Consider the following 18729-nt stretch of genomic DNA (forward strand, 5'->3'; position numbering starts at 1 on the left):
TCTCCTAATACAGTCATCCTGACTGCGGGGTATTCCATTTTTTGGATTATTTCCTTAATCCACATTTTCTATAATCAGTGCGACACCCTGTCCTACGCCAACACACATCGTACAAAGTGCATATTTTCCATTACGGCGCTTAAGTTCTTTCATCGCAGTAATCACCAAACGTGTTCCGCTCATCCCCAGTGGATGACCCAGTGCAATTGCACCGCCATTTGGGTTGACACGCTGATCATCATCTTGCAAACCGAGTTCACGCATCACGGCAAGCGATTGCGCTGCAAAGGCTTCATTTAGTTCAATCACATCCATTTGATCGAGGGTTAAGCCTGTTTGCTTCAATACTTTTTGTACCGCAGGCACAGGACCAATGCCCATGTATTTGGCTTCAACGCCAGCTTGCGCAATTGCCACCACTTTCGCCAGTGGTTTTAAGCCATGGTTACTTGCAAACTCTTGGCTGCCCAATAATACACAAGCCGCGCCATCGTTTACACCTGAGGCGTTGCCCGCAGTCACCGAACCACCTTCTTTACGGAAAGGCGCTTTTAAAGCTGCCAAGGTCTCAAACGTGGTATCCGCACGTGGATGTTCATCGGTATCAATGGTAATGCTGTTTTTCTTACGGTCTTGAATGGTCACTGGCAAAATTTCTTCTGCTAGAATGCCATTTTGCTGTGCCACTGTGGTTTTTTGCTGACTGCGGTAAGCAAATAAGTCTTGATCATCACGGCTAATTTGATACTTTTCCGCCACATGTTCAGCCGTTTCAGGCATGCTATCCACGCCAAAATTCGCTTTAAATTTTGGATTGATAAAACGCCAGCCAATGGTGGTATCGAATATTTCAGGGGTACGGCTAAAAGCTGTGGTTGCTTTAGATTGTACAAACGGTGCGCGGCTCATCGACTCCACACCACCAGCCAATACAAACTGGACTTCACCCGATTTAATCGCACGTGCCGCCAGTCCTACCGCATCTAAACCAGAGGCACATAAACGGTTTACGGTAATGGCTGGAACTGAATCGGGTAAACCAGCCAATAAGGATGCCATACGTGCGACATTACGGTTGTCTTCACCTGCTTGGTTGGCACAACCTAAAATCACCTCATCCAGTTCATTCCAAGGCAAATGTGGATGCTGATTTTTCAAATATTGAATCGGCAAGGCAGCCAAATCATCGGCACGAATGCCACTTAAACCACCAGCATAGCGACCAATCGGTGTACGAATACCATCTAAAATATAAACTTGTTCCATTTGTCTTCTTCCTTTAGCCAGCAATAAGAAATTGTTGTGATTGCGGGCTGTTTTGCACCTGTCCTCGTGCAGTTTTCTTCGCTAAATATATACTTGGTCTGTAGCGTTCTTCACCATAAATACGATACAGATTTTTTAGAATTTTTAAAATAGTGTTATATCCTATTTTTTCTGCCCACTGAAATGGACCTTGCGGATAGTTCACACCATATTTCATTGCATAATCAATATCTTGTTCAGATGCAATACCATGTAAAACCGCTTCACATGCTTCATTCACCAACATGGAAATAGTTCGTAACACATAAAGTCCTGCATGATCCTGTGTCCAAAGTGGTATCACATCCATACCAATGAACAAAATATCAACAACAGACTGATCAACTTCCGAACATGCCACTGAAGCTACAACAGGAATCGCCTTGGCTTGCGCCCAATCTGCATGCCAATCCATCAACATGACTTTTTGATTTGCATAATCCAGATCGACCGACTCGCCCAATGAAAGACGGATTGAAACTTCACCGACTAGGATTTCATCCTGTGCGCCTTCTACAAACTTCACTTCAAGGTGCGAAGCATGTGCCAAACGTTGAATTAAACCAGACGAATGCTTCCAATCACCTTTCACGGTAATCGCTAATTTCTCAACAGATTTGGCATAACGAACTGGCAATTCAAACTGTAGTGTTGGCGTTGCTTGCGCATAATCGTAAAAACCCTGTTTGGTTTTACGACCGAAACAGCCTGCATCCACCAATTCTTTTTGAATCAACGAGGGACGATAACGTGGTTCATAAAAGAATTCTTGATAGACACTTTGCGTGACTGAAAAATTCACATCCTGACCAATCAAATCAGTCAATTCACACGGTCCCATGGCAAAACGACCACATTCACGCAGAATAAAATCGAGTTCTTCAGGGCGTGTCACATTTTCCTGTAGCGCACGGAAAGCTTCCGCATAATAAGGACGCGCCACACGATTGACGATGAAACCCGGGGTGGATTTTGCCAATACAGGCACTTTTTTCCATGACTTCATTAATTCCAACAAAGCATCTGCAATTGCGACTGAACTTTTTAAGCCACGGATAATTTCCACCAATTTCATTACAGGTGCCGGGTTAAAGAAATGCAAACCCACTACACGCTCTGGATGTGGAATCGCAGCAGCAATGGCTGTAATTGAAATTGAAGAAGTATTCGATGCAAAAATCGTATTTTCAGAACACACCGCAGCCAACTGCTGGAAAAGACTTTGTTTCACTTCTTTTTTTTCAACAATCGCTTCAATAATCAGTTGCGCAGATGCTAACTTTGGCAATTCCTGTGCAATGCTTAAATTAGCAAAGGTACTGTCATACAGCTCCTGCGTCATTTTTCCCGCTTGCACGCGCTTTGTGAGTTGTGCAGCAAGTTGCTGTAACGCAGCTTCAGTTTTTGTCGCATCTACATCATACACAAAGGTTGGATGTCCATGCATCGCAGCCAATTGGGCGATACCAATTCCCATGGTACCTGCACCAATTACAGCGACAGGTGCCTGCTGTAAATTGATCTTATCCATGTTTTAGCAACCTTTATATTCTGGAGTACGCTTTTGCATAAATGCTTGTACGCCTTCGCGGTAATCACTTGAACGACCTGCCAAACGCTGTAAATCACGTTCTAGAATCAACTGATCATCTAAATTATTGTGAGCAGCGGCATGAATAGCTTTCTTAATTAGGGATAAACCATAGGTTGGTTGTTTCGCCAAATGTTCAGCCAGTTTTTGTGATTCTGCTTTCAAGGCATCATCTTCAACCACTTGCCAAATCATACCCAATTGCACCGCTTGTTCTGCTGGAATTTTATCGCCCAACATGGCTAAGCCCATTGCCTGCGCACGACCCACCAAACGTGGCAGGAACCATGTTCCACCAGAATCTGGAACCAAACCTAAGCGACAAAACGCTTGGATAAATGACGCTGATTTTGCAGCAACCACCAAGTCACATGCCAAAGCAATGTTGGCACCCGCACCTGCTGCAACGCCATTCACGGCACAGATCACAGGTTTAGGCATTTCAGTAATCAGTTTGATCAGCGGGTTGTAATATTTTTCAATCGACAAGCCTAAATCGGGTGCATCTGCATTTGGATCCACCACACGGTCATTTAAGTCCTGACCTGCACAGAAACCACGTCCTTCTGCCGAAATTACCACTGCACGAATATTGCTGTCTTTAGACCATGCTTTGAGTACGCTCGATACTTCTTTGTGCATGGTTTCATTAAAGCTGTTGAGCTGCTGTGGACGGTTAAAAGTGAGATAGCCCACTGCATTTTTTTCTTCAACAATTACGGTTTGGTATTCCATTACACACCTCTAAATTCTGGTTTTCTTTTCTCTAAAAATGCATTGATGCCTTCTTGGCGGTCTTGAGTTGCTGCCAACCAAACGAAATGCTGACGTTCTAGCTTTAAACCTTGGCTTAAGGTCACTTCATGAATCGATTTCAATGATTGCTTGATGACACGAATCGCCAATGGTGCCTGTTTGGCAATTTTTTCTGCCAATTCCACCGCATATTGCACGGTTAAACCGACTGGACATACTTGGCTGGTAATGCCATGTTGCAAAGCGGTTTGCGCAGAAATCATTTCACCTGTCATTGCCCAGCGCATGGTGAGTTGCTGCCCGACCAAACGGGCTAAACGCTGCGTACCGCCTGCGCCTGGCAACATGCCGAGTCCAATTTCTGGCAAAGCAAATTGTGCATTTTCACCCGCAAGCACGATGTCGCCATGCAGTGCCAATTCAAAGCCCGCACCAAAGGCATAGCCGTTGATGGCCATAATCAAGGGTTTAGAAAATTCATCGATGCGTTTCCACAACTGTGGACGCAAATCTTGCTGAATACTGACCACATCCAACTTAGACAACTCATTTAGGTCTGCACCTGCGGCAAAACATTGTGAATTACCTGTAATCACCACCGCTTTGACCGATGAATCTGCTTCTAGCTGTTGTAGATAATCGGTAATTTCTTGCAAGGTGGCATTGTTTAAGGCATTGCGTTTTTCAGGTCGATTCAGTTCAATCAGGATTACGCCCGATTTTGGAGAACTGGTTTTAATGTATTCCATCTTACCGCTCCTTGTTCAGGCTTATTCGTCAAAGCTCAAACGAACATTGGCTGAAGTTGGCAATGCCTGACAGCTCAACACATAACCTTTTTCCACTTCATCTTGTTCAAGGCTATAGTTGATCGCCATTTCGACCTGACCTTCTAGCACCTTACATTTACAGGTTGCACAAACACCGCCTTTACATGCATATGGCAAGTCCGCACCTGCACGCAGCGCTGCATCTAAAATGCTGTCATCTTGTTTAGACACTTCAATGATCAGTTCACGACCATCGAGAATAATGTTGACCTTTTCTTCGCTACGGCTTTCGATTTGCTGTGCCGTTGCGCGTGGCGCTGTGCCCGTATTAAAGCGTTCGGTGTGAATTTTGCTGCGCTCAATACCAAATGTTGGCAGTACTGTTTCTACAGCGGTCATCATTTCTTCTGGACCACAAGCAAAGCAATGATCCGTGTCAGCATTAATCAATTCAGCTTTGATGAGTTGCTGTAATTTTTCTGCATCAATACGACCATTGAAAATTTCACTGTCGTTCATTTCACGAGAAAAGATATTGATCAGTTGCAAACGCTCTTTAAAACGGTCTTTCAAATCCATGATTTGTTCTGCAAACATGGTTTGTTTCCAAGAACGGTTGCCATACACCAAAGTAAACTGTGCATCTGCTTGGCGGTTTAAGACCGATTTCACAATCGATAAGATTGGGGTAATGCCGCTGCCCGCAGCAAAACCAAGATAGTTTTGACCACCGACTTTCGCGGCTTTCTGGAAGAACACGCCTTGTGGTGGCATCACTTCAAGCACATCGCCTGCTTTTAAGTGATCATTCGCCCACGTTGAAAATTGACCCTGATCAATTTTCTTAATCGCAATGCTCATGTCTTCTGCCACATCACTACAAATGGAGTAGCAACGACGCAATTCACCTTCATCCGTCATATGACGAATGGTTAAGTGTTGTCCTGGTTGATAATCAAATGCAGCGAACTGCTCAGGTGCCAAATCAAATGAAATGCAAATCGCCTGTTCAGTTTGTGGCTGAATGGATTTAATCGTTAATGGTACAAATTGGCTCATCTAAAATTCCCTCTTTCTTTTCGATTTTTTCAATGTGTGAGACATGGGTTCTTTGCAAATGTCCTGAATTAAATGCACTTGAAATAATCGAAAGGTTCTAAGCAGTCTTGGCAACGATATAAGGCTTTACATGCTGTCGAACTGAATTCACTTAATAATTTGGTGTGCTGACTATGGCAGCGCGGACATTGAATGCCATCGGTCAAAGCGACATGCGTACCACAACTGTGAGAATTACCCTGCGGCGGCGCAATGCCATATTGCTGCAATTTTTCTTTACCCGCTTCACTCATCCAATCCGTGGTCCAAACTTCAGAAAGATCCACCACCACTTTTACTGGGGTCAAACCTTTGGCTGCAAAAGCTTGGGTAATATCTGCCGTTAAAACATCTGTCGCAGGGCAACCGCTATAGGTGGGCGTGAGTCGCACGACAATTTCATTCTGCGCGTTGAGTTCAACACCACGAATCATGCCTAAGTCGAGTACCGACAACACTGGAATTTCAGGATCAGAGACCTGCGCTAACACACTCCAGCATTCATCTGCGACATGTCGAATTAAATTCATACGACTCACTCCCTGTGATTTCGTTTTACCAAGCCATATTTGGATATGAACGTTGTATGTATTGCATTTCTGCGAGGATGTAACCTAAATGTTCCGTGTGCAGTCCTTGTTTTGCACCACTTCGATAGGCACCAGTCTCTGGAAGGCTGAGTTGCATACGGGCCAATTCTGACTGCACTGTCTCAAGCCATTGATCTTTTAAAATCTGAAGATTTGGAATTAAACCCGCATCCACCAACTGTATTTCATCAGCGCTGAGTTGGAACAATTCTTGAGTAAACCGCCATAACTGGTTTAAACCATTTTGAGTTTTTTCATGTGCTTCTACCGTACCTAAACTCAAGCGCTCCATCCATGTGGTCGAGAAGCGCAAGTGGTATTTCACTTCTTTCAAAGATTTGAGTGCAAATGCTGACACATCGGCATGGCTGCTGTTGGTGAGTGCCGCCAACAATAAGGCATGATAGTGATCCATCAACCATTGACGCACGATGGTTTGGGCGAAATCACCATTCGGCTGTTCAGCCAACAATAAATTACGGTATTCACGTTCGGTTCTGAAATACGCCAGTTGATCTTCATCACGGCCTAAACCTTCAATCTGACCTGCAAGGCTTAAAGCTGTGCGTGCCTGACCCAACAAATCTAGACCAATATTGGCTAAGGCAATGTCCAACTCTAATTCAGGTGCATGTCCGCACCATTCTGCCAAACGGTGTGACAGGATTAGTTGACTATCGCCCACATGTAACAGGAATTCTGCTAAAACTTGTGTACTCATCGTTTTTCTCCCTTCCCTTACATGTGCTCAATGCCATCTGGAATGTTGTAAAACGTTGGGTGGCGATAGACCTTATCTAAAGACGGATCAAAAAATTCTGGTTTTTCATCTGGTTGAGAAGAAGTTATCAGTTCAGATTTCACGACCCAAATGCTGATACCTTCATTGCGACGTGTATACACATCACGTGCATTTTGCAATGCCACTTCATCATCCGATGCACGTAAGCTGCCCACATGACGATGACTTAAACCTTGTTTGCTGCGAATGAACACTTCGTAAAGTGACCAGTTATTTTTGTTATCCATGACCTTATTTCCCTTCATCTCTGATCTGAATTAAGCAACTTTCTGTGCTTGCTGCTGTTCTTGCTGTTTCTTGGCATACACTGCGGCAGATTCACGTACCCATGCACCGCCTTCCCATGCCTTACGACGTGCTTCAATACGCTCGTGATTACATGGACCTTTACCAGCAATCACGTCAAAGAATTCATTCCAATCCACCTCACCAAATTCGTAATGACCAGTGTCTTCGTTGAATTTCAAGTCTGGATCTGGAACGCTTAGACCGAGTTGCAAGACTTGTGGTACGGTGTTGTCGACAAACTTTTGACGCAAAGCATCGTTACTGAATAATTTGATTTTCCACTGCATGCTTTGTGCACTATTTGGAGAATTATCATCACTTGGGCCAAACATCATCAGGGCTGGCCACCAGAAACGATTCACCGCATCTTGTGCCATTTTCTTTTGTTCTTCAGTGCCATTTGCCAATTGCATCATGGCTTCAAAGCCTTGGCGCTGGTGGAAACTTTCTTCTTTACAGATACGCACCATGGCACGCGCATAAGGACCATAAGAGGTACGGCAAAGCGCAACCTGATTCACAATGGCAGCACCATCCACCAACCAGCCAATCGCAGCCACATCAGCCCACGTTAAAGTTGGGTAGTTAAAAATCGATGAATATTTCATGCGACCTGCGATGAGCTTATCCATCATGTCATCACGGTCAGCACCTAAAGTTTCTGCGGCACTATAAAGATACAAGGCATGACCTGCTTCATCTTGAACTTTAGCCAACAATACTGCTTTACGTTTTAACGATGGTGCACGTGTAATCCAGTTGCCTTCTGGCAACATGCCCACAACTTCAGAGTGGCCGTGTTGACCAATTTGGCGAATTAAGGTTTTGCGGTAGGCATCTGGCATCCAATCCTTTGGCTCAATTGAAATGTCCTTTTCAATGCGCTGATCAAAAGCTTGTTGTTGGTTATTCATTTTTCCCTCACTTATCCCAAGTGTCGATACAATTAAATTAAAACGATACACAAATAAAATCAATATTAATTTTTAGGTATCATTTAATTAAAATTCAAATTTTACCACAAGTTATTGTTTTTATTGTTTTTATTAAATTTTATTTTTTGATTTGATTTTTTTACATACGAATTACGATTGACTTTCAGACGTTTTAATACCAAATTATGAAACATCAAAATTAAAAAACAGCTTAAAACGTATCATAAAAGGAGTTTTACCATGCTAGAGTTAGAAAACAACTCAGTGGAGCAACACGATACAACTGAAGAGCACCAAGCTCAGACCCTTAAAACCCTGAGTTCTTTGGTGTGTGGACAGGAATATTCTTCGCAGGCGGAATTACGTACGGTTTATCATGCCATTACAGGTGAAGCGATTTATCAAGTGAGTAGCCATGGCATTAGCACCAAAGCCATTGTGGATTATGCGAAAAAGCAAGGTGCAGCCATTGCGACGTGGACTTTCCACCAACGTGCCAATGCCCTGAAACAAGTCGCACAATATTTATTAGAGCGTAAAGAACACTATTACGAACTCGCCAAAGCAACGGGCTGTACCCGTAAAGATGTATGGATTGATGTTGAAGGTGGGATTGGAACTTTATTTGCTTACTCTAGCCTTGTGCGTCGTGAACTGAGTGATGAAACCGCGCTAGTAGAAGATGCATGGATTCCATTGTCTAAACACGGCAATTTTGGTGCTAAACATATTCTGACCTCTAAAGCGGGTGTGGCATTACATATTGATGCCTTCAACTTCCCAATCTGGGGTATGCTAGAAAAAATTGCACCGACGCTTTTAGCAGGTGTGCCATGTATTGTGAAACCTGCAACCGAAGGTGCTGAACTTACCCATGCGGTGGTGAAAGATATCTTGGCAAGCGGCTTCCTACCAGCAGGTTCACTGCAACTCATCTGCGGTCAAATTTATGATTTAATTGAACATTTAAACCCACAAGATACCGTTACGTTCACAGGTTCCGCAGCCACAGGGCAAAGCCTGCGCGCGAATCCTCACCTAAACCAATACTCAATTCCATTTTGTATGGAAGCAGACTCAGTCAACAGTGCAATTTTGACTGAACACGCCAATGATGAAACCATCGATTTATTTGTCCGTGAAGTTTTCCGCGAAATGACCACCAAAGCAGGACAAAAATGTACCGCGATCCGTCGTGCCTTTGTTCCAGCGGCATTGCTCGAAACCGTGCAAACACGTTTAGTGGCAAAACTACAAAAAGTTGTAGTCGGCGACCCTGAAATTGAAGGCGTGACTATGGGTGCCTTGGCCAGTGTGAAACAAAAATTCAGTGTTGCTGAAAAAGTGGAACAACTTAGCGAAGATGCCAAAATTGTGCTTGGTGGACACTTGCGCCAAGACTTCGAAATTCAAGCAAAAAATCCTGAAAAAGGCGCATTTTACCCACCAACTTTGCTTGTTTGTGAGCAACCAACTGAAGCCAAGCATATTCACGAAGTAGAAGCCTTTGGTCCAGTTTCTACTTTGATGCCGTATCAAAATCTGGCTGAATTGGCAGATCTAGTGGCGCGTGGTGAAGGCAGCTTGGTGGCTTCTGTGGTGCGTAATGTCGATGAGAACATTGAAGCACTGATTACTAAAATTGCACCTTGGCATGGTCGCGTACATATTCTGGATGCGGAAAGCGCGAAAGAAAGTACAGGCCATGGTTCTCCACTTCCGTATTTGGTGCATGGTGGTCCAGGTCGTGCGGGTGGCGGTGAAGAACTCGGTGGTTTACGTGCGGTGAAACACTATATGCAACGTACCGCTTTGCAAGGTTCACCAAATGCCATGACCCAAGTTGGTCATAGCTGGACAGCAGGTGCACAAGTGTTTGAAGACCGCGTACACCCATTCAAAAAAGACTTTGATGAACTCCGCGTGGGTGAACGTTTACTTACAGCACGTCGTACTGTGACCGAAGCAGACATTGTGAATTTTGCCTGCCTAAGTGGCGACCACTTCTATGCACACATGGATAAGATTGCAGCGGCAGATTCTCTGTTTGGTGATCGCGTGGCACATGGTTATTTCATTGTCTCTGCCGCTGCTGGTCTGTTTGTAGATGCAGCAGCAGGTCCAGTCATTGCCAATTATGGTATGGATAACCTGCGTTTTGTAGAACCCGTAAAAATTGGCGATACCATTCAAGTCGAATTGACCTGTAAGCAAAAAACACCAAAACCACAACGTGATCCAGAGCAAAAACCGCATGGTGTGGTGGTTTGGGACATTAAAGTCAAGAACCAACGTAATGAATTGGTGGCAACCTATGACATTTTGACCTTGGTTGAACGGGCGGCCTAAGTCTGACATATAACGAAAGAGAATCACATGATTCTCTTTTTTTTATAATAAAAAATAATTGTATCTTTTTATCACAAAGTAATTGACCCCGTCTGATTTAACCCGTAGATTAAAAATAAGACGATACACAATAAAAACAAAAATAAATATAAAAGTATCAAATAACCTCAAACAGTCAGCACAGGAAGTTGCGTGATGAACGATAAATCCATCGATATAGAACTGGTTGAAAGGACGATTCAACCAGAAGCACAAAATTTTGAACACCAGCCAGTTTCAGACCATTCACCTATGCATGATCAAACGACGCAAATGCGTAGCAGTGCCTACCATTGGTATGTCGTGATTATTTGTATGGTGGCCTACATTCTTTCTTTTGTAGATCGTCAAATTTTATCCTTGATGATTGAACCAATTAAACATGACCTGATGCTGAGTGACACCCAATTCAGCTTGTTGCAAGGTTTAGCATTTTCATTGTTCTATGCGGTTATGGGTGTACCGATTGCAGCCCTTGCCGACAAAAAATCACGGATTAAAATTATTGCGATTGGGATTGCCTTCTGGAGTTTTGCTACGGCAGCTTGCGGCCTAAGCAAGAATTTTCTACAAATGTTCTTGTCCCGCCTTGGTGTGGGTGCAGGTGAAGCGGCTCTTTCTCCAGCCTTCTATTCCATTGTTGCCGATCTTTTCCCTAAAGAAAAATTGGGGCGTGCTCTTGGTCTATATGCGATTGGTGCATTCATTGGTTCAGGGCTTGCCTTCTTAATTGGTGGTTATGTGATTGGTTTACTCAAAAATGTAAACTTAGTGACTCTACCCTTGATTGGTGAAATTAAAACTTGGCAACTGACCTTTATGATTGTCGGTTTACCTGGGGTGTTATTGGCGTTGTTAATGATTTTGACGGTGCGTGAGCCTGAGCGTAAGGGTTTGAAAATTGGTCAAGATGGTCAAGTAGTAAAAGCCTCTTTCAAGAACTCGATTGCCTTTATTAAAACCCATAAAAAGACTTTCTTCTGTCACTTTATTGGTTTCTCTTTTTACACTATGATGCTGTACGCATTACTTGGTTGGGCACCTGCGTTCTATATGCGTAATCATGGCTTAGATGCCAGCCAAACAGGTTATATTCTTGGGATTATCATTTTGGTTGCCAATACTTCGGGCGCATTATTCTGCGGTTGGCTTATCGACTGGTTCTCTAAACGTGGGTATAGCGATGCAGCGATTCGTAGCGGTATGATCGGCTGTGCAGCCCTTATTATTCCAAGCGTCTTGTTTACACAAGTGGATAACATTTACCTGTCGTTTGCGCTGATTTTTGTGGCGATGTTCTTCTCGACATTTCCGATTCCAGCATCTGCAGCAGCAACACAAATGCTCACGCCAAACCAGTTACGTGCCCAAGTCTCAGCCAAGTTCCTTTTGGTATCAAACTTAATTGCTTTAGGCATTGGAACTACGGCTGTTGCTTTAATAACCGACAAATATTTCCAAAATACCGTGATGGTGGGTAATTCAATTTCGATTGTGAATGCTGTAGCAGGCGTACTTGGTACATTCTTACTGTACAAAGGCTGCCAATATTATCGTGATAGTATTCAAGTGGAAAAAGCGGCTGAACACTTATAATCATTTCACATTTTCGAATCCGTTCTAGCGAAAGGTTCTCCTTTCGCTTTTTTATTTACTCACGATAAGACGTTTTGGATCTGTTTATTTTCAACGGATCATTGAGCAGAAATCACTTCTACCCCCGCTTACTTTATAAAATACATATTCTTATTCTAATAGACACCAGATCTCACAAAGAAATGAACAGAGAGTCGTATCTAACTTGGTCACTTTAAATGGGTTCTAACAAATGTACTTCATATAATCGCCATTATGTTAAATTGATCTAAAATTTTTAATGCTATGGAACTATTATGAGTATAGAAAAAATTATTAAAGCAATAAAAAATTATAGACTTACATGAATTAGATGATGACTTTTCTGGTATCAAAGATGAAAAACTAATTACTTTGGCAGAAAAAACTCTCGATTTGAAATTTCCTGATGACTATAGGTTTTTTTTACAAGTATTAGGATGTGGTGACTTAGGTGGTCGAGAGTTTTACTGAGTGATTGATTCAGACTTTATTAATTCATCCATACCAGATGTTGTCTGGATAACATTACAAGAGAGATTGGAATCAGGTCTGCCTAATAATTATATCGTTATTAGTGATACTGGTGATGGGAGTTATGTTGTATTGAATTGCATAGAATGTGATGAAGATAAAATCATGATATGGACACCTGGCATAAATGACCCAAATACTTCATTTGACCGATATTACAGTGATTTCGAAACTTTTTTTTATGATCAAATCGTTAACTTAATCTAAAATTAACATAATGCACGTTATACGCAATTCAATTTTTTATTTCATATAATTCAATGTTTTAATAGTTTACTATACTCCATGATTACTTATTAAACAATGTTCCACGGTTTTGTGTAGTCTCATTTACCCCTAAAAGATAAAAAATTGTCCAGATGAAATATGAATAGATGTCCAAGTAGTTATTGATTTTGCAATAAGATATCAAGCACGTTAAATCCCATCTTCATTCATGCTTCTTGATGATTTTTCAATAAATGCCAGTGATCTGTTGTTGATTGATCTCGATTCCCATCTTCGAAACTGTATCTTCAGGATATTGATTAGCATTATTTTGCGGTAAAAATCTATTATCTTAAATTATTTCTAATATATTGGATTTTAAATCCTGATCAGATGCTGACATGGATATACATCAACAGATTTCACAGCGTATTCGTGAACTAGGTCTAGCGAGGTTATACCTTGGAAGATCTGACGAATGGACTGGGAGTTTCGCTTGCCAATGTATTCAGTGGCATGGAATTCCTCACATCCTTTAAGCCACTGTTACGCCATGCCGAGCAACCGGTTTGGCAAGATCCTGAATCTGGCTATATTCGGTGTAGCCTTAGCCCACTGGGTTTGAAAACCTCAGTACAACTGGTTGAAGTGCATTTTCCCGGACATGCACACGTCACCTACGACATCATGCCATGCAGCAGCCAATCTGGATTACCACTGGGCAATTTGAGATTCAATTGGGTGAACAAACTTATCAACTGTATCAGGGCGATGACCTTGCCCTCTGTGTAGATCATCCCATTATTTTTATCAATCCAAATGTAGAGCCTTATCGTTATGTTTTAGCGATTGAAGATAGAAAAATCCCATACAATATGCGCCTTACACCTGCTTGGAACCTGTGATGTCACAAAGTGAAGCCTCTTTAACCGAGTTTAAACTGATTGAATGTAATGAAACCGAGCATGCCGTTGCTATTTTAGAGATTCTGAATGAGGCGATACTAAATTCCACCGCCCTGTATGACTATCAGCCACGCACATTAAAAAATATGCAAACGTGGTTTGCGACCAAACGAGAGCAGAATTTTCCTATACTCGGCATTATCAACCCGACTGGAAAATTACTCGGCTTTGCAACATGGGGAACCTTTAGAGCCTTTCCTGCCTATAAATATACGGTTGAGCACAGTGTGTACATTCACCATGAGCATCGCGGTTGCGGGTTGAGTAAAATTCTGATGCAGACACTGATTGAAAAAGCACAACAGCAACAATTGCACGTCATGGTGGGCTGTATCGATGCCGAGAATACTGCCAGCATTCGATTACACCAAAAGCTCGGTTTTACCCATTCAGGCACGATTCAACAGGCAGGATTTAAATTTGGGTGTTGGTTAGATGCCGCATTTTACCAACTAACGCTTACGACCCCTCTAGATCCTCTGGATGGTTAAACTCAATTCCATCTGTTTAAAAATAAAAAAGAGAGCATTGTGCTCTCTTTTTAGAATAGAAAAAATGGGTTAACTGGCTTGCTGAAATTCACTTAAATGCTTAATTTCATAGGGTAAACCGACATAGTTTTCTGCCAATGTGGTTTGCCCAGCCAATGAACCGAGGATATAGCTCAATTCAGCCTGTTTAATCTTATGATCAAACTCGCTTTCGGTTTCAAAACGATGCAATAAATGCGTCATCCACCAAGAAAAACGTTCTGCTTTCCACACCCGTTGCAAACATTTTTCCGAATATTCATCGATGCCCTGCTCGGAACCATCTAAGTAATACTGAATGAAGGCACTGGATAAATAGGCAATATCTGATGCTGCCAGATTCAAACCTTTCGCGCCTGTCGGTGGGACAATATGTGCAGCATCACCTGCCAAAAACAGTTTGCCAAACCGCATCGGTTCCGTCACAAAGCTACGTAATGGCGCAATGCTTTTCTCAATCGATGGACCTGTGACGAGTTTTTCTCGACTTTCAGGGTCTAGGCGGTTTTTCAACTCCTCCCAAAACTGTTCATCTGACCAGTTGTCGACATGATCGGTCAATGGCACTTGTAAATAATAACGGCTGCGGGTTTCTGAACGCATACTACATAAGGCAAAGCCACGTTCCGACTGCACATAAATCAACTCATCTGCCACAGGTGGTACATCTGCCAACACACCTAACCAGCCAAAAGGATAGACTTTTTCAAAGGTTTTAATCTTGTCTTCAGGCACACTGGCTCGACACACGCCATGAAAACCATCACAACCTGCAATGAAATCACACTCAATTTGATACGACTGGTTTTGATATTCAAAAGTTACTTTCGGCTGCGTATAAAAATCATCAATCTGCACATTCTGCACTTCATAATATGAGCTCAAACCCGCTTGCTCACGGGCATGCATTAAATCTTTGGTCACTTCGGTCTGACCATACACGGTCACTCGCTTACCACCTGTCAGTGCAGCTAAATCCAGTCGATGCTTTTGTCCTTGAGTCAGAATTTCAATACCTGAATGCGGTAAACCATGCGCCTTGAGGTTTTGATCAACACCAGCTTCGGTCAACAAATCTACCGAAACCTGTTCCAAAATTCCTGCGCGAATACGCGACGCAACATAGTCAGCGCTGCGCTGTTCAATAATAATATGATCAATGCCTGCTTTATAAAGTAACTGTCCGAGTAGCAACCCTGCGGGACCTGAACCAATAATTGCCACTTTGGTTTTTACAATTTCCATGCTGTTCATCCTTGTTCGTTCCTTGTTTCAGATTACGCTGGGATGTTTTTTTGAGCTATATCGCCATATTGAAATTGACCGTATGCCATTAGAGTTGTCCGAATATCGGACAAAAATAATTCATTTTTCAGGATAAGCAGTATGGAAGCTGAGCAAAACAAGGTCATACATCCACATTCACAAGACGTTATACTTCAAGCCGATTACATTACAGGTTTAGCCAAAGGCTTACATATTTTGGAAGCCTTCGGAGTCGATCGACAGCGTCTGAACGTAACCCAAGTGGCTGAGCGCACAGGCATCAGTCGTACTGCAGCGAGACGACATTTAAAAACCCTGAAGTTTTTAGGTTATTTGGAAACCGATGAACATTATTTTTGGTTAACGCCACGAGTCTTACGTTTTTCTAGCGCTTATTTAAGTTCAGCACATTTGCCTAAAGTGGCGCAATCTTTACTGAACTTACTCTGTGCACAGACATCTCTAACCTTTTCCATGGTGGTTTTAGATGAACATGAAGTGGTGCCGATTGCCCGAAGTTATCTACCACAACAAGATCAGTTTCGGGTCAATCCATATGGTATGCATTTGGGCAATCGCCTGCCTGCCCATGCCACTTCGACAGGTAAAGTTTTACTAGCCGCTTTATCGAAAGAAGAGCAACAGACTTGGGTAAATAAATATGGACTTAAACGTTTAACCCCTTTAACTATTACCGATAAAAATCGATTCTATGCCGAACTTGAAAAAGTGGCTTTATCGGATTATTGCCTGTCTAAAGAAGAACATGAGTTAGGTATTATTGCGCTAGCAGTACCCGTATTAAATGCACAAGGTCAGACCATTGCTGCCATTAATTGTATGTCGCAAAGCAACCGTACCAGTGAAGAGTATTTAATACAGCAAGTTTTACCATTGTTGAGACATGCGGCAAATGAGTTGCGTGGCTTAATTTAAAACCATCTTAGCCTTAAGCTCTACTCAGACATCTAAAAGTTAAACATTTAATCCAGAACATGTACCGAATGATTCGCATATGTATTCAGCATAAAAAAGCCATGATAATTACATGGCTTTTTTCAATTTTAAGAGATAAAAATAAGTGCTATATCCGCTTATTTCACAGGAATCATAAGATGTTGATAAGGGGTTCCTGACCACATGATATAAGGAACTGAGGTGTCAGGTTGTGCACTTTTTGGATACATATCATAAAAACTTTGTGATGCGCCCACAATCATGACATGTGGACCTGTTTGCAGCCAATGATTGTTTGCGGTTGGTTTAGTTGCATAAGGATCAACATTGCTCGCGTCAGTCCCACCCATAAGCATGTACATAAAACCGACTTTACCCTCAACAGGTTTTTTATGACCAATCCAAGCTTCTGCCCATGCCAATGCAGCGGGATCCATACACATCGGGTCTGGGCCAGGTGTTGCAGGATTATCGGGCATACATGTAAAGTTATTTTGTCCTTTGTGTAAGGTACGCATTTTTCCGTTTGCATCCATCGCAACAATTGTCGCTTTTGCACTGACACTCATCGGAGCAGCGCTCATTGCACTGACAATCGCTTTTTTATCTGCAGTTGAAAGTGAACTTTGCATAGAAGCTTCCATACTCGAACCACCGTAGGATTCCATTGCGAAAGCCATCGGGACCAATAAAGAAACATATCCAGCAGTGATTAAAAACTTGAGGAAATTCATGGCATATCCTCCGATTTTGAGGTTAAGTGTGTAATAAAAACTTCCGTTCAGCACTACACCTGCCATAGCTTTAAAAAAAATGGAATGAAACTCAAGATTATCATTCTTATAAAGTCTATTTTTTAACCACAACAAGATAAAGTCAATATTATGGATACCTTATATTACAAAACAAAAATTTTTATAAAAATCAGTACTATGATGCCTTGCTCAATTTATTCTGTGTTTCTTTTTGCTTATATAATTTTCGGAATTTTGTATGACTAACAATGCTACTATACAAACAAGCCAATGATTCATCTTGTGAAAACATCGGCTTAAGTAGGATTCGAGCTATTTAGCCTGTTAAAAGGGAAGTATCATTTGGTGACGAGTAAAGCTAGAAGTATTGAAGGATAATTAGCTGGGATTTATGCTTCTTTATGTGCTTACCAATTATGCCATCGAAACAAGCCAACTATTCGAGTAAAGCAATTATTGGATTAAAACAGGATTAGGGTTAATTAACAAATTAGGCCAAACTCATACCCAAGTTGTCACATAAATTTGAGTGACTTAGAAACATTCTATCTTTAAAAGCTTTATGCAACAAAGCCCACTTAAACTATAAATTGAATCTTCACGAAATATTTTTAATGAAAAGCCATTGAATGGCATAAACCTCAGGCTGTAAGTTAAAATTTTTCAGCAATAACTTTAAACAATTATCTTTAAAAAAATAAATATTACACGATATTTTTATTAAAAAAGATAAAATCACCCTAACTTAATAATCCACTTTTCTTTGTCAATAGATTTAATAATAGAATTTTTTGATATTATTAGCTGCTATTTTACTTTTTTTCAAAAGCCCCCAAAAATAATTTTGCAAGAAATATCTTTAATTAGCAATTTCTCAACTTGTTGTTTTTCTGTGCATGTATTCATTGACTAATTTTCACAAACTTTGAAATATCCTGATGAAATATATTTACCATTTTCAATCCGCCCCTCATCTATAGCGACTGAGCCGACAATCGAATAATTTTGAATTCCATCACACTTTAAATGTGAATATTTATATTTTTCTCTTTGATAAAAATTACTTAGATTTATTTTGTTGTCACATCAAATTTAAATACATCACCGCTTAGCCCATCCAAATGAGAGTAAGTTAGATTAATTAGATTCAAATCATTAACGACGATTTCCTTATCATTCTTATCTAAAGGGCTACACGCGGATAAGAAAATACCTGTTAATATTAATAGGAAAAATTTTATTTTAGACAACTCTCTCAATAAAATATCTTGGGCACTTAAATTACCAATAATTTTTTCTTGTATCATCAGTCTAAAATCCGCATGTCTATAATTTTAATTTGTCACTGGTGTGGTTAGAAAAATTATCGAACTATTAA

17 protein-coding genes and 2 pseudogenes are annotated in these 18729 nt (G+C 41.5%); 7 read left to right on the top strand and 12 right to left on the bottom strand.

Annotation, left to right across the window (positions count from 1 at the left end; genetic code table 11):
- Window positions 1–54: 54 nt before the first annotated feature.
- The 9 genes from pcaF to paaA all read right to left on the bottom strand — a co-directional run bounded on the left by pcaF (window position 55) and on the right by paaA (window position 8114).
- On the bottom strand, window positions 55–1266 hold the full coding sequence (gene pcaF / locus I593_RS08205) for a 3-oxoadipyl-CoA thiolase (RefSeq protein ID WP_016167090.1): 1212 nt from the start codon (window positions 1264–1266) through the stop codon (window positions 55–57).
- A 13-nt stretch (window positions 1267–1279) separates the two neighbouring features.
- Window positions 1280–2836 (bottom strand): 3-hydroxyacyl-CoA dehydrogenase, encoded by a 1557-nt coding sequence (locus tag I593_RS08210; protein ID WP_016167091.1) that lies wholly within the window; start codon window positions 2834–2836, stop codon window positions 1280–1282.
- A gap of 3 nt (window positions 2837–2839) precedes the next feature.
- Entirely contained in the window at window positions 2840–3631 is a 792-nt protein-coding gene (paaG, locus tag I593_RS08215) for a 2-(1,2-epoxy-1,2-dihydrophenyl)acetyl-CoA isomerase PaaG (protein WP_016167092.1), read from the bottom strand.
- Window positions 3631–4401 (bottom strand): enoyl-CoA hydratase-related protein, encoded by a 771-nt coding sequence (locus I593_RS08220; protein WP_016167093.1) that lies wholly within the window; start codon window positions 4399–4401, stop codon window positions 3631–3633. The genes paaG and I593_RS08220 overlap by 1 nt, the downstream gene beginning before the upstream one ends.
- A gap of 21 nt (window positions 4402–4422) precedes the next feature.
- Window positions 4423–5481, bottom strand: a complete 1059-nt coding sequence (gene paaE / locus I593_RS08225; protein ID WP_016167094.1) for a 1,2-phenylacetyl-CoA epoxidase subunit PaaE — start codon at window positions 5479–5481, stop codon at window positions 4423–4425.
- A 68-nt stretch (window positions 5482–5549) separates the two neighbouring features.
- On the bottom strand, window positions 5550–6050 hold the full coding sequence (paaD, locus tag I593_RS08230) for a 1,2-phenylacetyl-CoA epoxidase subunit PaaD (protein ID WP_016167095.1): 501 nt from the start codon (window positions 6048–6050) through the stop codon (window positions 5550–5552).
- Between the two features lie 25 nt (window positions 6051–6075).
- Window positions 6076–6831 carry a 1,2-phenylacetyl-CoA epoxidase subunit PaaC gene (gene paaC, locus I593_RS08235; RefSeq protein WP_016167096.1) on the bottom strand — a complete coding sequence of 252 codons (756 nt, stop codon included), beginning with the start codon at window positions 6829–6831 and terminating at the stop codon, window positions 6076–6078.
- Window positions 6832–6848: 17 nt separating this feature from the next.
- Window positions 6849–7139, bottom strand: a complete 291-nt coding sequence (paaB, locus tag I593_RS08240; RefSeq protein WP_016167097.1) for a 1,2-phenylacetyl-CoA epoxidase subunit PaaB — start codon at window positions 7137–7139, stop codon at window positions 6849–6851.
- 30 nt (window positions 7140–7169) lie between these two features.
- Complete coding sequence (paaA, locus tag I593_RS08245; protein WP_016167098.1) at window positions 7170–8114, bottom strand: 1,2-phenylacetyl-CoA epoxidase subunit PaaA; 945 nt, start codon at window positions 8112–8114, stop codon at window positions 7170–7172.
- A 261-nt stretch (window positions 8115–8375) separates the two neighbouring features.
- On the opposite strand from paaA, the gene paaZ reads away from it, so the two are divergent.
- The 5 genes and pseudogenes from paaZ (at window position 8376) to I593_RS08270 (ending at window position 14334) form a co-directional block, all read left to right on the top strand.
- Window positions 8376–10484, top strand: a complete 2109-nt coding sequence (gene paaZ, locus I593_RS08250) for a phenylacetic acid degradation bifunctional protein PaaZ (protein ID WP_016167099.1) — start codon at window positions 8376–8378, stop codon at window positions 10482–10484.
- 192 nt (window positions 10485–10676) lie between these two features.
- Entirely contained in the window at window positions 10677–12119 is a 1443-nt protein-coding gene (locus I593_RS08255; protein ID WP_026440850.1) for a spinster family MFS transporter, read from the top strand.
- A gap of 414 nt (window positions 12120–12533) precedes the next feature.
- Window positions 12534–12878, top strand: a pseudogene (locus I593_RS20015) (SMI1/KNR4 family protein).
- A gap of 692 nt (window positions 12879–13570) precedes the next feature.
- The gene (locus I593_RS19755) at window positions 13571–13783 is read left to right on the top strand and encodes a cupin domain-containing protein (RefSeq protein WP_016167102.1); all 213 of its coding nucleotides are present in this window, start codon (window positions 13571–13573) and stop codon (window positions 13781–13783) included.
- Window positions 13783–14334 carry a GNAT family N-acetyltransferase gene (locus I593_RS08270; protein ID WP_016167103.1) on the top strand — a complete coding sequence of 184 codons (552 nt, stop codon included), beginning with the start codon at window positions 13783–13785 and terminating at the stop codon, window positions 14332–14334. Before I593_RS19755 ends, I593_RS08270 begins: the two co-directional genes overlap by 1 nt.
- Before the next feature lie 69 nt (window positions 14335–14403).
- Here I593_RS08270 and pobA read toward each other — a convergent pair whose 3' ends face one another.
- Window positions 14404–15618 carry a 4-hydroxybenzoate 3-monooxygenase gene (gene pobA / locus I593_RS08275; RefSeq protein WP_016167104.1) on the bottom strand — a complete coding sequence of 405 codons (1215 nt, stop codon included), beginning with the start codon at window positions 15616–15618 and terminating at the stop codon, window positions 14404–14406.
- 141 nt (window positions 15619–15759) lie between these two features.
- Between pobA and I593_RS08280 the strand changes: the two genes are divergently transcribed.
- On the top strand, window positions 15760–16575 hold the full coding sequence (locus tag I593_RS08280; RefSeq protein ID WP_016167105.1) for an IclR family transcriptional regulator: 816 nt from the start codon (window positions 15760–15762) through the stop codon (window positions 16573–16575).
- Window positions 16576–16733: 158 nt separating this feature from the next.
- Here I593_RS08280 and I593_RS08285 read toward each other — a convergent pair whose 3' ends face one another.
- Window positions 16734–17330 carry a hypothetical protein gene (locus tag I593_RS08285; RefSeq protein ID WP_016167106.1) on the bottom strand — a complete coding sequence of 199 codons (597 nt, stop codon included), beginning with the start codon at window positions 17328–17330 and terminating at the stop codon, window positions 16734–16736.
- Window positions 17331–17663: 333 nt separating this feature from the next.
- Between I593_RS08285 and I593_RS20395 the strand changes: the two are divergent.
- A pseudogene (locus tag I593_RS20395) lies at window positions 17664–17816 on the top strand (IS982 family transposase); the annotation flags it as partial.
- 605 nt (window positions 17817–18421) lie between these two features.
- On the opposite strand, the gene I593_RS20830 reads toward I593_RS20395, so the two are convergent.
- Complete coding sequence (locus tag I593_RS20830) at window positions 18422–18658, bottom strand: hypothetical protein (protein WP_016167107.1); 237 nt, start codon at window positions 18656–18658, stop codon at window positions 18422–18424.
- Window positions 18659–18729 lie beyond the last annotated feature (71 nt).

The sequence above is a fragment of the Acinetobacter tandoii DSM 14970 = CIP 107469 genome (assembly GCF_000400735.1).
GTDB classification, from domain to species: domain Bacteria; phylum Pseudomonadota; class Gammaproteobacteria; order Pseudomonadales; family Moraxellaceae; genus Acinetobacter; species Acinetobacter tandoii.